Here is a 13545-nt window from a genome sequence, read left to right on the forward strand (position 1 = left end):
TTATTTCCCTGCAATTTCGATCAACATGCGTTTCACGCCATGCTGCCAATGGGGCAGCTTCAGTCCGAATGCGGCCTGCAGTTTGGTCGTGTCCAGACGCGAGTTCAGCGGCCGCTTGGCCGGCGTGGGGTAGCTGCTGGTGGCTGTGGGGGCCACTTTGTCGGCGGTGGCTTTGAGTGGTAGGCCCAGCATTGCAGCCTGTGCCAGCACAAACTGCGCATAGCCATGCCAAGTGGTCTCGCCCGAAGCAACGCAGTGGTATAGCCCCGCCAGTTCCGGTGTTGCTTGCAGGCTGCGGAGAGCATGCGCAGTGACATCGGCCAATAGCTCGGCAGAGGTGGGTGCGCCGAATTGGTCGTTGATCACAGTCAATGCATCCCGCTCGCTGGCCAAGCGCAGCATGGTTTTGACGAAGTTACCGCCCCGGGTGGCATACACCCAGCTGGTGCGCAAGATCAGGTGCTTAGGGCAGGTAGCCACCGCCTGTTCACCCTCTAGTTTGGTCTGGCCGTACACGCTCAAGGGGCCGGTCGCGTCGGTTTCTTTCCGAGGAGCGCTGCCACTGCCATCAAACACATAGTCTGTGCTGTAGTGAATCAACCATGCTCCTGTTTTGATAGCTGCTCGCGCAAGTGCAGCGGGCGCGAGAGCATTGATTGTTCTTGCAAGCTCGGGCTCGCTCTCGGCCTTGTCCACTGCCGTGTTAGCGGCAGCGTTCACGATGACATCCGGTTGCACCGCTTCGACGGTGCGTTCCAGCCCTTCAATATCTGTGAAGTCCCCGCATAAGCCTTGCGGGTTTTGGCTGGCATCAAAGTCCAGCGCCACCACTTCGCCCAACACGCTCAAAGAGCGTTGCAGCTCCCAGCCCACCTGGCCGCCACGGCCCAACAGCAAGATCTTCATGCCGCAGCCTTGGTGTCGCCGTATTGCTTGCTCACCCATTCGCGGTAGCCGCCGCTCAGTACGTTGTCCACCCATTGCGGGTTGTCCAGGTACCACTGCACGGTTTTGCGGATACCGGTCTCAAATGTCTCGGCCGGTTTCCAGCCCAGCTGCTGCTCAATCTTGCGGGCGTCTATAGCGTAGCGACGGTCGTGGCCGGGCCGGTCGGTCACATAAGTGATCTGCTCTTTATAAGGTTTGCCGTCCGCGCGGGGCTTGAGCTCATCCAGCAGGGCACACACGGTGTGCACGATGTCCAGGTTGGGCTTTTCGTTCCAGCCGCCTACGTTGTAGGTTTCGCCCAAGACACCGGCTTCCAGCACACGGCGAATGGCGCTGCAGTGGTCTTTCACATACAACCAATCGCGGATCTGCTGGCCATCGCCGTACACGGGCAGAGGTTTGCCGGCCTGGGCGTTGACGATCATCAGTGGGATCAGTTTCTCGGGGAAGTGGAAAGGCCCGTAGTTGTTGCTGCAGTTGGTGGTCAGTACCGGCAGGCCATAGGTGTGGTGGTACGCGCGCACCAAGTGGTCGCTGGCCGCCTTGCTGGCGCTATAGGGACTGTTGGGCTCGTATCGATTGGTTTCTGCAAAGGCGGGGTCGGTCTTGGCGAGTGAGCCATAGACCTCGTCAGTCGAGACGTGCAGAAACCGGAAAGCCGCTTTGGCATCTGCAGGCAAAGCACTCCAGTAAGCCCGCACACTCTCCAGCAAATGGAAAGTACCCACGATGTTGGTCTGGATGAACTCACCCGGACCATGAATGGAACGGTCTACGTGGCTTTCGGCTGCAAAGTTCAGCACTGCCCGAGGCTGGTGTTCTTTCAACAAGCGGTTGATCAGTTCAGCATCACCTATGTCGCCGTGCACGAATACGTGGGCCGGGTTGTCCGCCAGAGAAGCCAAGTTTTGCAGGTTGCCCGCATAGGTCAGCTTGTCCAAGTTGACTACGGTTTCTGACGAACCCGCCAGCCAGTCCAGCACAAAATTACTGCCGATGAAGCCGGCGCCGCCGGTTACCAAAATTGTCATGGTGCGTTGTAAGTCCACTTGGATAAGCCTTGGATTATCAGCGGGCTTGCTCACTGACACCCTAGAAAGACCGCTCGTTTGTTTGCATCAGTCATCCAGACTATTTCCAACTGGGCCTCGATTCTTTATCATGTGTTTACAACTAGTTACGTTTAGGGAATGCGCATTTCTTTAGTCCGTCAGTCCGGCTTCACGCTGATCGAGCTTGTCATGGTGATTGTCATCTTGGGCATTCTTTCGGCAGTGGCCATACCCAAGTTTGTGGATCTAAGTGGTGACGCACAAGCCGCTGCTACACAGGCCTTGGCAGGAGCCATCACCAGTGGGTCGGTCATCAACGTGGCTGTGCGCAGGGTCAACCCTGCCAAAGGCCAGGTGGTGAGCGACTGCACCCATGGTGCCCGCCTTATTGAAGGTGGGCTACCAGCTGGCTACACCTTAGGCGGGAGTCTCCCTCTCCCTGTACCGGCAGGGACTGACGTCGTGTGCACCCTTAATGGGCCGAACAGTTCGTCTGCCAGCGCGACACTGACAGGAATACTTTGAAAAAGGGAGACAAAAAAATGAAAAACGCAATTAAACAGACCGTTTGCACCGCGTTGCTCGCGCTGGGTTGCTCATTCAGCGCGCAGGCCTTGACGCTAACCTTTGACGACATGAGCAGCACTGCCGACGCCGGCAACTATGGTGTTGTCTTGCAGCACAGTTCCGATACCCATTTTGTGGTCAATACAAGTAGTTTCATACCCGCCGCCGGCAGCGGAAAGCTGCTTGCATACTACGGTTTGGGCACTGAAAAAGAGACGCTCTCCTTGTTGCCCAGTCTGAATTCCGTTTTCTCGCTGACTGGCTTGTCCCTTGCAGGCCTGTTGGGCGATGGAGGCGGGCAAGCCGCCGATAACTTTTCCATCCGCATCACTGGCACCCGTATCGACGGGACGATCGTGGGCGGCCAGGAAGACTTTCGTTTGAGCCCCGGTGCCTTTACCCAGTACGGCAGTACTAGCTTCAGTGGGTTTACCGGTCTCAAGTCTGTATCTTTCAGCGGTATCGGGGTCAATGCGGCCCGGTATGTGGGCGTAGATAACGTGTCCCTCACTATTACCCCTGTCCCCGAGCCTGAGACCTATGCTCTCCTTTTGGCAGGTTTGGGGCTCATTGCGGCAGTGGGCCGCCGGCGGAAAGCCATTTGATTTGAAACCTCAAGGCCAAGTTGAAAGACATAAAAAAAGGACTGCACTTGCAGTCCTTTTTGGGCTCAAGAGAGCTTGTTGCTCAGGCAGCAGTCTTGCTGCGGCGGCGGGCAATCGCGCCCATCACTCCCAAGCCTGCCAACAACATGGCATACGACTCTGGCTCAGGCACAGCTGACACTTCGTATTGGGCCAAAGCGCCACCCACACCGCCGCCTGCCACAGAACCAGACACTTTCAGTGTGTAAGTACCGCTGGCCAAACTGCCAAAGTTGAACGAATCGCCGTTAGAGAAGCTAGTCAAAGTGTTGCCGGAGAACAGTGACACTTTAGTGAAAGTAATGGCTGGGGCATTGATGTCAAAGGTCTGCCCATTGAAAGAGCCAGTGAACTTGGACACATAGCCTGCCAAACCAGTCACATTTGATGTGCTTACAAACGTGATGTCGCTCAAGGCAACGTCGTTAAAAGAGCCGGACACCAACGCCACGTTGGTGACAGTAGCGCTGGCGGCGCTACCCAAAAGTGCCAAAGTGGCTGCGGCGATCACAGATTTAATTTTCATATACATCCCTTTAATTCAAATCCAGCTGAAACCACTTCAGCTAATTCGATATTAGGGTTACTACCTGTAACTGTACATAGTCCATTCAGGCCAAAACCTAGGCAGACGCCGCACTTTTCAGGATTCTTAAGAGGCACTCATCACACAGGCGTTTGGCGCTGCGCACACTGGTGCTCTCGGCATAGCAGCGCAGCTCAGGTGCGTTCCCGCTGGGGCGCAAATGCACAATATCTCCCGACGCAAAGTGAACCCGCAGACCATCGGTTTCGTCAATGGCCTCTACCGGGCCAGCCTGAGGCGCCATCACATTGCGCAACAACACATGGTCATTGCGCAGGCTGGCAATCAGCTCTCTGCTGCTCGCAGTGGCAAAGTTCTGAATACGGTCGCTGGCTGTGTAGCGCTTGGGCAAGCGGTAGCCCACTTCAGACATCTTGAGCGCTTGTGCCTTCGCGCCGCACAGCAGCGCCAGCATGGGCAACAAGGCATCCCGGGTGGGCAGGGGGCCAAGCCGCTGCCCATTGCGCAGCACCTGGCTGCCGAGCAAAAAGCCGCCATTGGCCTCGTAGCCCACCACCAGTTCGGCGCCTTTGGTCGCTGCCTGTTGCATACCTTCAATCACGTAGGGCGAGCCAATGCGCGTGCGCACTACCTGCGCAAAGCTCTGGGTGCGCTCCAAAGCACTGTTGCTGCTCACCGGCGTCACCACCGCGGTGGCATGCAAGTACTGGGCAGTCAGAATACCCACCACATCCCCACGCATCCATTCGCCCTTTTCGTCACCAATCAGGGGGCGGTCCGCATCGCCGTCGGTCGAAACAATCGCGTCAAAGTCATACAGCTCTGCCCACTCGCGTGCCTGTTCAATGTCTTCGTGGCGCACGGCCTCGGTGTCTATGGGCACAAACACATCGGTGCGCCCCAGAGAAATTACTTCGGCGCCCAGCGTTTCCAAAATGGTGCGTAGCACATCCCGCGCCACGCTGCTGTGTTCGTAGACTGCAATCGTTTCGCCTTGCAGGGCGTTGGCGCCAAAAAACCGGATGTAGCGGTCCAGATATGCCTGCTCCACCCGCGGGTCCGGGGCCGGCAGCTTGGGCAACTTGAGCTGCTTGGGCAGGCCCACCAGAAAGTCGAGCATGGCGCGCTCATCCGTTTTGGAGATCTCGCCATCTTCCTTGTAAAACTTGATTCCGTTGCGATCAAACGGGATATGGCTACCGGTCACCACGATGGCGGGAGAGCCATTTTGTGCTGCGTAAAGCGCAAGTGCGGGGGTGGGCAGGGCGCCACCATAAATGACGGACATTCCCAGGCTTTCTATGGCTGCAGCACAAGCAGCGGCGATTTCCGGGCTGCTGGGCCTGAGGTCATGGCCAAGCACTATCGAGCTAGCTTTAGGTACGACTGCATTAATGAACGCGGTGGCATAGGCGTGGCAGAGGTCGGGCGTCATGTCAGCCACTTTGCCGCGTGCACCACTTGTGCCGAAGGCTACGCCTGACTGCGTAGCCATGTCTTGGAGAGTCAGTACAGTCATGGGTGTTTAGCGAATGGCAAGCATCGTAAACGCCTGTCAATGATCAGTCTATAGTTACTTCGGCCGACCCAAATCTATACGTAAAAATATGCCTAGACGCTCACGTAGTATTCGTTGGCAGCTATGTTATTTATAGCAAATCGGGTCGTCTTCGGCGTTCCTTAGCGTCCAATAGCCTGGTACTCAATGCCCATGCTACGCACCAGCTTGGGATCGTAGAGGTTGCGGCCATCGAAAATCACCGGTTGCTTGAGCTTTGTCTTGATGGTGTCGAAGTTCGGGCTGCGAAACTCGCGCCATTCCGTCACGATGATCAGCGCATCCGCCCCTTCAAGCGCCGCAGTCTGGTTGTCGGCGTAGGTGAGGCGTGCCTCATTAGGAAAGCAGTGTTGAGCCTCCTTCATAGCTACCGGGTCATAGGCCGTCACGGTGGCACCCGCATCCAGCAGATCCTGAATCACATCACGGCTGGTGGCCTTTCGCATGTCGTCGGTGTTGGCCTTGAAGGCCAAGCCCCACAGCGCAAAGTGCTTGCCCTTCAAGTCCACACCAAAACGCTTGAGTACCTTGCTGCCCAGTACCCGCTTCTGCGCGTCGTTCGCTTCTTCAACCGCGTTGAGAACCTTCAGGTCGATACCTGCATCAGTTTGCGCAGTTTTGATGAGTGCTTGCACATCCTTGGGAAAGCACGAGCCACCATAGCCCGCACCTGCGTACAAGAAGTCGTAGCCGATGCGCGGGTCTGAGCCAATGCCTTTGCGCACGTTTTCAATGTCTGCACCCAGCTTTTCAGCAAGGTTTGCCAGTTCATTCATAAAGCTGATGCGTGTCGCCAGCATGGCATTGGCGGCGTACTTGGTCAGTTCTGCGCTGCGCACATCCATCACGATCATCCGGTCATGGTTCCGCTGGATGGCCGAGTAAATCGCACGCATATAGGCAGCACCTTGGTCGTCGTCGCAACCCACGACGATGCGGTCCGGGCGCATGAAGTCGTCAATGGCGGCGCCTTCCTTCAGAAACTCGGGGTTGCTCACCACACTGAATGGCGTAGTCACACCACGTTTGGCTAGCTCTTCGGCAATGGCAGCCTTTACCCTGTCAGCCGTGCCCACCGGCACGGTGCTCTTGTCCACGACCACCTTGTAATCGGTCATGTACTTGCCGATGTTGCGCGCCGCAGCAATAACGTACTTCATGTCGGCTGAGCCATCTTCATCCGGCGGGGTGCCCACCGCAATGAATTGCACGGTACCGAAGTGCGCCGCTTTTTCCACGTCCGTGGTGAAGTGCAGGCGGCCGGCTGCCACGTTGCGCTTGACCATGTCTTGCAAGCCCGGCTCATAGATTGGAATGCCGCCTTCTTCCAAGATCTTGATTTTGGCCGGATCCACATCCAAGCACAGCACGTCGTTGCCCACATCCGCAAAGCACGCGCCTGACACAAGGCCAACGTAGCCGGTTCCAATAACTGTGATTTTCATAGTGGTTAGTTCGCGTTTCTATATTTCAAATTAGTCGAGCAAGGCACTTCGAATCGGTTCAATCCAACTCGCACTTTTGGGGTTGTAAACGCCAAATGAAGAACCAAATTCCCAATAGGCCCAACCCATCCCATATTTTTCAAAAGTATCTCTTGCAAACCTTGTGTAGTTTGCCCTCGAGGTTATATCGCCTGCCTCGAAGGAACCGAATTCGCCCAAGTGCAATGGAATACCTTTAGCTTTGTTCCACTTGACGGCTGTTTCTACGTTTCCAATCAATGCCTGTCTTTGTGACTGGCTACAGCATGTCGGGCCTTTTGGGAACTGGGGCATCCAGCTTATTCCCTGGTGGGTAAATTCGAAAGGATCGTAACTATGGATCGAAACAATCAGATTCAGATCTGCCGGCAACTGCAATTTATCCAAGTCTTTGGGGTTGTTCCAATAGGTGGGGCCCACCATAAGTGTTCGTGTGGCGTCTACCTCCCGAACGGTGGCGATGAGTTTTGCCAGTAGGCTGTTCCAGGCAGCGCTGGTCAAGGTGCCATGTGGCTCGTTGAGTAATTCAAACACCAGATTTTTCGAGCGGCCTTTATAGCGTTGAGCCAGCTGCCGCCAGATGTTCACCAAGCGCACTTCCAGCACGGCTGGGTCAACCGCAAACTCATTGGGGTGCAACTTGTCGCCAAATAGTTGGTTGTAGTGGTGTGTGTTCACAATCACATACATGTTTTTGGCCAGCAAAGCATCTAACGCTTTGTCTACCCGGTTCGCAAAAAACTCGTCTATTTTGGCGTCCTGCGTTGGAGCTGCATGGTTCGTCCAGCGGACAGGCACGCGTGCGGTCTTGAACTTTTCGGCCACCAAATTGACGTAAGCCGGGTCTAGTCTGATGCCCCAATCGCCCTCGCGGGGGGCCTCCAGCATGTTGCCGAGGTTGATGCCTCGCCCCAAGTTATGGGCCAGTGTGCAGGTCTCTGCGCTCACCGCATGGCAGGCTTGGCGCACTCCTGCTGGGGTCTTCTCGGGTGTGGAATTTGCATTCACTTGTGCAGCGTAGAGCCCGCCCAAGCAAGTGAGCAAAAATGCACATAAGTGTTTGATTTTTATTGGCTTTTTAGTGTTTTTTGGTGCCAATTTATGGCTCCCGCTGTATGATTGAATTATGTTGCACTGCAACTAAAAGAAGAATAGTCCAATCGGGCTCGGTTCAGGAAGGCCGGCTCGAGCCTCTTTGTAAGAGTTTCAACAATGCTGTCACACAAATATTGTGTTCGCGTTACAGATCTGTGGCGCGTGTTTTTCGGGTGTCTGCATGAGTAGCCTGGCTAAGGAGGGCGTACGCGCAGTCAAGTGGAGTGCTGTATCCACGGTTGCCCGGTTTGTGCTGCAACTGGTCGCGCAAGTAGTTTTGGCCCGGATTCTGGGTCCTGAGAACTATGGGGTCTTCGGCATTGGCATGGTCGTGCTCACACTGAGCAACTTCCTGTCCAACTTCGGATTTGGTTGGAACCTACTGCACAAAAAAGATCTTGCGATTGAGGACATTCGCTTTGCATTCACATGGCAAGTCATAACCGGCACCGTGGCCATGGTGGCGCTGTATGTGGCGGCTCCGGCTTTGGCAGATTACTTCCGTGAACCTCGGGTTTTGGGAGTCATACAGTGGCTGTCATTGGCCTGCTTACTGACCGCGGCCAACGCACCTTCCAGCAACCTGCTTCAACGCGACCTTAACTTCAAGGCCGTGGGCCTAATCCAAGTGGGTAGCTATGCAGCGGGCTACTTGGCGGTGGGCGTTCCCATGGCACTTGCGGGTATGGGGGTAAATGCCTTGGTGGCTGCCTGGTTGGTGCAAACAGGCGTTGCGCTGGTGGCCAGCTACGCCTTGCGGCCCCATTCATTGGTTCCGCTTTTCCACTTCAGTGGCACCGGCAAAGCCATGGGCACCAGTAGCCAAGTGTTCGTGACAAACGTGGTCAATTGGTGTTTGAACAATATAGACCGTGTGCTCATTGGGCGCATGCTGAATGTGCATTCCGTGGGGGTCTATACAGCGGGTTACAACCTAGCAACCATGCCAAACACCCTGTTGCTTAGTGCGCTTCAGCCGGCGTTCATGTCTGCAGCGGCGCGCATGCAAGACGATCCCAAGCGTTTGGCAAGGGTTTATATGGAAATGCTTGCAACCGTGTGGGTGCTGGTGTTGCCGTTCTTTGTGTTTTTGGCTGCCATTTCTGCTGACGTCGTCAGACTGCTGTACGGACCACAATGGGCGGATACAGCCCCTGTTTTGGCAATACTGTTTTTGGGCATGCCGGCTTATGTAACGTGGGGCATCAGCACCCCAGTGTTGTGGAATACAGGCCGCAAGCATCATGAGGCGCTGCTGCAGTTGCCTGTATTGATCCTCGGTGGTGTCGCGCTCTATGCGGTTATGCAATGGGGTGTATTGGCAGCGGCTGCCGTAGCTTCTGGAATGTTGGTGTCCCGTATGTTGATGGTGGGGGCCTCTGCATTTCAGGTGCTTGGTTTGCAGTTCAGGAGTCTGATTCCCTATCTATTGCGTGGCGTTTCCCTTAGTTGTCTTTGCGTCGTTACGGTTTTGCTGGGTCAAGTTTTTGCTGAACCTTGGAATTATGCAATCGTCAACTTAGCTGTTAGCGGGCTTTTGACTGGCAGCGTGTTTGTGTTTATTTGCTGGTGGAAACCATCAGTGCTTGGTGATCATGTTGTGGCGATGGTTATCCGGTTTGTGCCTCCGTTAAGCCGGTACATATCAACGTCGCAATCCGGTTGAGGAGCAAACGATGTATGAAGTCTTGTTGTACACCGCGCTTTTCGCGGCTGCCGGGCTGGCGGCTTTGTTCGCTTACGTAGCCGTTATTGGGGCCACACAGCTCAACCGTCATCGCGAAACCGGTTGGTTTCACTTAACACCGTATCTGATTTTTCTCACCGTTGCGTTGATTACGATTTCGGGCGGGCGAGATCTGACGCAAGGCACGTGGAGTTTGTTGACGGAAGAGGCGATGACGAGAGCACCTTGGGCAGCATGGTTGCAGCGAGGTCTTACATTGTTTTTGCTGTTGATATCGTCGGAACGCATTGCAAGTACAGTTTTTCGTAGGAAGCGTGCCGGGGCGTTCACATGGCTATTGCCATTGTTCGTTATGTACTGGTACTGCGCTGTTGCATCTCCAGCCTTGTTTGGCAGGTATCCACAGTTTTCTTACGAATACTTGTACCCGTTACTCATCGGTGTTGCTGGTTTGCTGGTATCCGGAAAAGAGTGTGCACAGTTTGTGATCGCCACCCGCAATGCAACATTGTTATTTATTGCAGCGGGCGTATTCCTTATTCCTGTGAAGATGGGGCTGGTTTTGGAGACTAACTACAGCCAAGGTTTTATTCCTGGCCTGCCTCGCATGGCTGGGCTTTCTCCGCACGCACTACAACTCGGGTTAGTCGTGCAGGTTTCTCTGCTCACCTTGTGGGTTGAGCCCCTGGAGTCGAAGTGGTGGAACCGCATGGCTTGGCTGATGTGTTTACTGGTATTGTTCCTTGCTCAATCGAAAACTGCATGGATTTCTTTTGCGGTTTGCGCGAGCGTTATGCAAATTGTTCGAAGCGGCCCAGAGGTTCGCAAATGGGTGTTTAACCCAGAACGACCTTTTCAGGGTGTTGTTTCAATCGTAGGGCTAGTTTTGTTTGCAATGCTGTTGGCATATGGAGCATTGTTCAGCCAGGTGGGTGACAAGGTACTTGGCTTTTTTGACACGAAGGAAGGGGCAACCCTACTCACTTTGAACGGGCGTGAACAAATCTGGGAGGTTGCATTTCAAGAGTGGGAAAGGAATCCACTGTTTGGCTATGGGCCCAGCTTCCTGAATCTGGCACATCGCACCAGTATCGGAATGTTGAATGCAACCCATGCGCACAACCAGTTTGTGGACGACTTAGCTCGCGCGGGCTTGATCGGTGCGTCAAGCTTAGTTGTTTACGCAATTGCATTGCTTTGTTTATCTATCAGATATGCCTTTCAAACTCGAGGCTTGAGCATTGCCTTGTATATCGTGCTTTTTCTCCGTGGAGTGAGTGAGATACCACTCTCTATGTACGGGTACGGCGCAGAGTTTGCAGCGCATATCTTGTTGTTAATGGTGTTGGTGATGATGAGTCGGAACCATGGTTCACGGGTACGAGCACTATGAAATTTAGTGTTGTTATACCCCTTTACAACAAGGCACCGTATATTGAGTTCACCCTGCACTCGGTGTTGGCTCAGACTTGCCCAAATTTTGAAGTGGTGGTCGTGGACGATGGTTCCTTAGATTCCGGGCCCGAGCTCGTGCAACGCTTGGCAGAGTTGGATGCGCGCGTGCGTCTGGTACAACAACCCAACGGTGGTGTGTCTGCAGCGCGAAATACGGGTATTGCTGCTGCCCGTGGCGACTGGGTTGCATTTCTGGATGCGGACGATTGGTGGCACTCAGACTACTTGGCCACACAAGCGGCTGCCATAGCCGCCAAGCCTGACGTGCACATGGCTGCAACTCTATTGCGCAGAGTGCCTGATGCAGTTAACTGGAATCCCTTGCCATGGCCTGCAATGCCAGCAGATGTCGAGCCGGCGCTGATTACAGACTTGCCTACTCGCTGGATGCATGGCATTCCATTCTTTACTTCATCAGTCGTCGTTCGACGCGAATTATTGTTGGCTAAGCAGCCGTGTTTTGTGATGGGTGAGTCGCATGGTGAAGACTTGGATCTCTGGTTCAGGCTTGCAGAGGTGACCAACATTGCTCACACCGCCAAGGCTTTGGTGGCTTACCGCACCGAATCAACAGGTAGCTTGACCAAACTACATACGCCAGACGGCTTGCCACCCTATTTGCTTCGCATGCAGGCGCGCGCGATGGCAGCGGGCGCTACCAATCCCAAGCGGGCTTCCGCGTTGAACTTCGTCGCGCAGCAGCGGCTGACTTTGGCGCGAAATGCGCTCATGAGCGGGCGGCGGCGCGAGGGATTGCGTTGGTGGTTGAGTGCCCGGCATGCAGCGGGTAGTAAGCGCTGGGCAATGACCGCATTCATGGCGCTGTGCATACCTGCGGCATGTATCGCCTACTGGGAGCAATGGCGAATTTCGCGAACCGGCTCCTCTTAGCCGATGAATTAGGGAACGGGAAATGACTTTTTTTGAAGACCTTCGCGCAGCGCGGGAAGGTGTTTTGTCTTTGGGGTTCTGGGCACTACAGGTCTACCGTTTCGGGCATTTGCGCTACCGCTTCCAGAGCAAGCTGGTGCGCTACCCGTTGGGTGCTTTGCACATAGTGCTTAGCAAGGTAGCTGAGATGTTGTGCGGGGTCACTATCGGGGTCTCTGCAAAGATAGGGCGGCGCCTGGTAATCGAGCATTCGGGAGCCATCGTGGTACATGGCAACGCTGTGTTGGGTGACGATTGCATCATCCGCCAGGGCGTGACCATTGGCAACCGCTACATGGACAAACCATTGGACGCGCCGGTTATCGGGCAGAGGGTGAACATCGGTGCTGGCGCCAAAATTTTGGGTGCAGTGCACATTGGCGACGATGCAGAAATCGGTGCCAATGCGGTTGTATTGAAAGACGTGCCCGCTGGCGCGGTAGCGGTGGGTGTGCCCGCGCGAATCATTTTGCGGAAATCAGAGCTATGACTTTATCTACATCGCAGTACCGGGTCAGTATCGTTATCAAGGCCCTGAATGAGGAGCAGCGTATTGCCACGGCAGTGCAGTCCGCCTTGGATGCGGTGCAGCCTTTTGGAGGGGAAGTGGTGTTGGCTGATTCTTGCTCCACAGACCGCACCGTAGAGATTGCGTCGGCGTTTCCTATCCGCATTGCCCAACTAGCTAATTCAAACGAGCGTTGCTGCGGCATCGGGCCGCAATTGGGTTACCAGCATTGCACGGGTGAATTCGTTTACATCCTGGATGGAGATATGGAAATGCTCCCCGGCTTTCTGCCAAAGGCCATCGCGTTGATGGATGTTCACCCTGAGCTGGCGGGTGTGGGGGGCAGGGTTATTGAAATGAACACCACCAGCCTGGAATACCTTGCGCGGGTAGAGCGGGGCACGGCCCATATGCAAGCCGGTGTGGTGGACAGGCTAGATATGGGCGGTCTTTACCGCCGTGCCGCGGTAGAGCAGACCGGCTACTTTTCTGATCGCAACCTCCATAGCTATGAGGAGTTTGACCTTGCCGTGCGACTGCGTGCCAAGGGTTGGCAGCTACAGCGTATTGATGAGCCGGCCGTGCGCCACCATGGGCACGACGCTCCACCGTACCAACTACTGATGCGCAGGTGGCAAAGCCGCTATATCGATGGTTTGGGTGAGCTGGTGCGGGGCGCTTGGGGGCAGCCACACCTAGGCTTGGCGCTACGCGGAGTGAGAGAGCTGCGCATCTATGCTGCAGTCGTAGTTTGGTGGCTGGCGTTGCTATCAATTTGGTTGCTGCCTACGCAACATCCATGGGCGTTAGTTGGATTTTTGGTGTTGTTTGTAGCGCCCTTCGGCTTGATGACTTTGCGAAAACGCAGTTTTCAAAAAGCAGTTTTCTCTGTGGTCTCTTGGTGTTTTAACGCAGCAGGTGTGCTCCGGGGGCTTGCAAGGCCGCGCGTACATACCAATTCACCAATTCAAAGTAAGTTGGTGAAGTAATCAACAAGAAAAAAGTAGGCGAGGATGCTTTCATATCTAAACTTTTTGCGTAGAAAAGCTGCGCATCGGGCAGCTAACTGG

12 protein-coding genes and 1 pseudogene are annotated in these 13545 nt (G+C 54.9%); 7 read left to right on the top strand and 6 right to left on the bottom strand.

Annotated elements, in window-relative coordinates; genetic code table 11:
* A complete protein-coding gene (gene rfbD / locus AEP_RS17275) occupies nt 1-906 on the bottom strand; it encodes a dTDP-4-dehydrorhamnose reductase (protein ID WP_087496536.1) in 906 nt (301 codons plus the stop codon).
* A complete protein-coding gene (rfbB, locus tag AEP_RS17280; RefSeq protein WP_087496537.1) occupies nt 903-1979 on the bottom strand; it encodes a dTDP-glucose 4,6-dehydratase in 1077 nt (358 codons plus the stop codon). The genes rfbD and rfbB overlap by 4 nt, the downstream gene beginning before the upstream one ends.
* 159 nt (nt 1980-2138) lie before the next feature.
* On the opposite strand from rfbB, the gene AEP_RS17285 reads away from it, so the two are divergent.
* A complete protein-coding gene (locus AEP_RS17285) occupies nt 2139-2525 on the top strand; it encodes a pilus assembly FimT family protein (protein WP_087496538.1) in 387 nt (128 codons plus the stop codon).
* Between the two features lie 17 nt (nt 2526-2542).
* Nucleotides 2543-3172, top strand: coding sequence for a PEP-CTERM sorting domain-containing protein (locus tag AEP_RS21170; protein WP_087496539.1), 630 nt, complete (start codon nt 2543-2545; stop codon nt 3170-3172).
* A gap of 82 nt (nt 3173-3254) precedes the next feature.
* Here the strand turns inward: AEP_RS21170 and AEP_RS17295 are convergent.
* From AEP_RS17295 to AEP_RS17310, 4 genes and pseudogenes are all read right to left on the bottom strand, one after another.
* Nucleotides 3255-3704 (bottom strand): annotated as a pseudogene (locus AEP_RS17295) (FxDxF family PEP-CTERM protein); the annotation flags it as partial.
* Nucleotides 3705-3834: 130 nt separating this feature from the next.
* Nucleotides 3835-5277, bottom strand: a complete 1443-nt coding sequence (locus tag AEP_RS17300) for a phosphomannomutase (protein ID WP_087496541.1) — start codon at nt 5275-5277, stop codon at nt 3835-3837.
* A 161-nt stretch (nt 5278-5438) separates the two neighbouring features.
* Nucleotides 5439-6761: a UDP-glucose dehydrogenase family protein gene (locus AEP_RS17305; protein ID WP_087496542.1), complete on the bottom strand. Its 1323-nt coding sequence runs from the start codon at nt 6759-6761 to the stop codon at nt 5439-5441.
* Nucleotides 6762-6791: 30 nt separating this feature from the next.
* Nucleotides 6792-7898 carry a glycoside hydrolase family 5 protein gene (locus tag AEP_RS17310; protein WP_157673201.1) on the bottom strand — a complete coding sequence of 369 codons (1107 nt, stop codon included), beginning with the start codon at nt 7896-7898 and terminating at the stop codon, nt 6792-6794.
* Between the two features lie 178 nt (nt 7899-8076).
* Between AEP_RS17310 and AEP_RS17315 the strand changes: the two genes are divergently transcribed.
* From AEP_RS17315 to AEP_RS17335, 5 genes are read left to right on the top strand one after another with little or no spacing between them, the layout of a single operon-like run.
* On the top strand, nt 8077-9561 hold the full coding sequence (locus AEP_RS17315; RefSeq protein ID WP_087496544.1) for a lipopolysaccharide biosynthesis protein: 1485 nt from the start codon (nt 8077-8079) through the stop codon (nt 9559-9561).
* Between the two features lie 10 nt (nt 9562-9571).
* Complete coding sequence (locus AEP_RS17320; protein ID WP_087496545.1) at nt 9572-10975, top strand: O-antigen ligase family protein; 1404 nt, start codon at nt 9572-9574, stop codon at nt 10973-10975.
* Entirely contained in the window at nt 10972-11928 is a 957-nt protein-coding gene (locus tag AEP_RS17325) for a glycosyltransferase family 2 protein (RefSeq protein WP_087496546.1), read from the top strand. Before AEP_RS17320 ends, AEP_RS17325 begins: the two co-directional genes overlap by 4 nt.
* Before the next feature lie 22 nt (nt 11929-11950).
* Nucleotides 11951-12457 carry a serine O-acetyltransferase gene (locus tag AEP_RS17330; protein ID WP_087496547.1) on the top strand — a complete coding sequence of 169 codons (507 nt, stop codon included), beginning with the start codon at nt 11951-11953 and terminating at the stop codon, nt 12455-12457.
* Nucleotides 12454-13464: a glycosyltransferase family 2 protein gene (locus AEP_RS17335; RefSeq protein WP_087496548.1), complete on the top strand. Its 1011-nt coding sequence runs from the start codon at nt 12454-12456 to the stop codon at nt 13462-13464. Before AEP_RS17330 ends, AEP_RS17335 begins: the two co-directional genes overlap by 4 nt.
* The last annotated feature ends 81 nt before the right edge of the window (nt 13465-13545 follow it).

Source organism: Curvibacter sp. AEP1-3 (genome assembly GCF_002163715.1).
In the GTDB taxonomy this organism is placed as follows: domain Bacteria; phylum Pseudomonadota; class Gammaproteobacteria; order Burkholderiales; family Burkholderiaceae_C; genus Allorhodoferax.

What these genes read in the sequence shown, in the direction of transcription:
- rfbD (WP_087496536.1), bottom strand. Translation starts at nt 906, where the DNA reads ATGAAGATCTTGCTGTTGGGCCGTGGCGGCCAGGTGGGCTGGGAGCTG.
- rfbB (WP_087496537.1), bottom strand. Translation starts at nt 1,979, where the DNA reads ATGACAATTTTGGTAACCGGCGGCGCCGGCTTCATCGGCAGTAATTTT.
- AEP_RS17285 (WP_087496538.1), top strand. Translation starts at nt 2,139, where the DNA reads ATGCGCATTTCTTTAGTCCGTCAGTCCGGCTTCACGCTGATCGAGCTT.
- AEP_RS21170 (WP_087496539.1), top strand. Translation starts at nt 2,543, where the DNA reads ATGAAAAACGCAATTAAACAGACCGTTTGCACCGCGTTGCTCGCGCTG.
- AEP_RS17300 (WP_087496541.1), bottom strand. Translation starts at nt 5,277, where the DNA reads ATGACTGTACTGACTCTCCAAGACATGGCTACGCAGTCAGGCGTAGCC.
- AEP_RS17305 (WP_087496542.1), bottom strand. Translation starts at nt 6,761, where the DNA reads ATGAAAATCACAGTTATTGGAACCGGCTACGTTGGCCTTGTGTCAGGC.
- AEP_RS17315 (WP_087496544.1), top strand. Translation starts at nt 8,077, where the DNA reads ATGAGTAGCCTGGCTAAGGAGGGCGTACGCGCAGTCAAGTGGAGTGCT.
- AEP_RS17320 (WP_087496545.1), top strand. Translation starts at nt 9,572, where the DNA reads ATGTATGAAGTCTTGTTGTACACCGCGCTTTTCGCGGCTGCCGGGCTG.
- AEP_RS17325 (WP_087496546.1), top strand. Translation starts at nt 10,972, where the DNA reads ATGAAATTTAGTGTTGTTATACCCCTTTACAACAAGGCACCGTATATT.
- AEP_RS17330 (WP_087496547.1), top strand. Translation starts at nt 11,951, where the DNA reads ATGACTTTTTTTGAAGACCTTCGCGCAGCGCGGGAAGGTGTTTTGTCT.
- AEP_RS17335 (WP_087496548.1), top strand. Translation starts at nt 12,454, where the DNA reads ATGACTTTATCTACATCGCAGTACCGGGTCAGTATCGTTATCAAGGCC.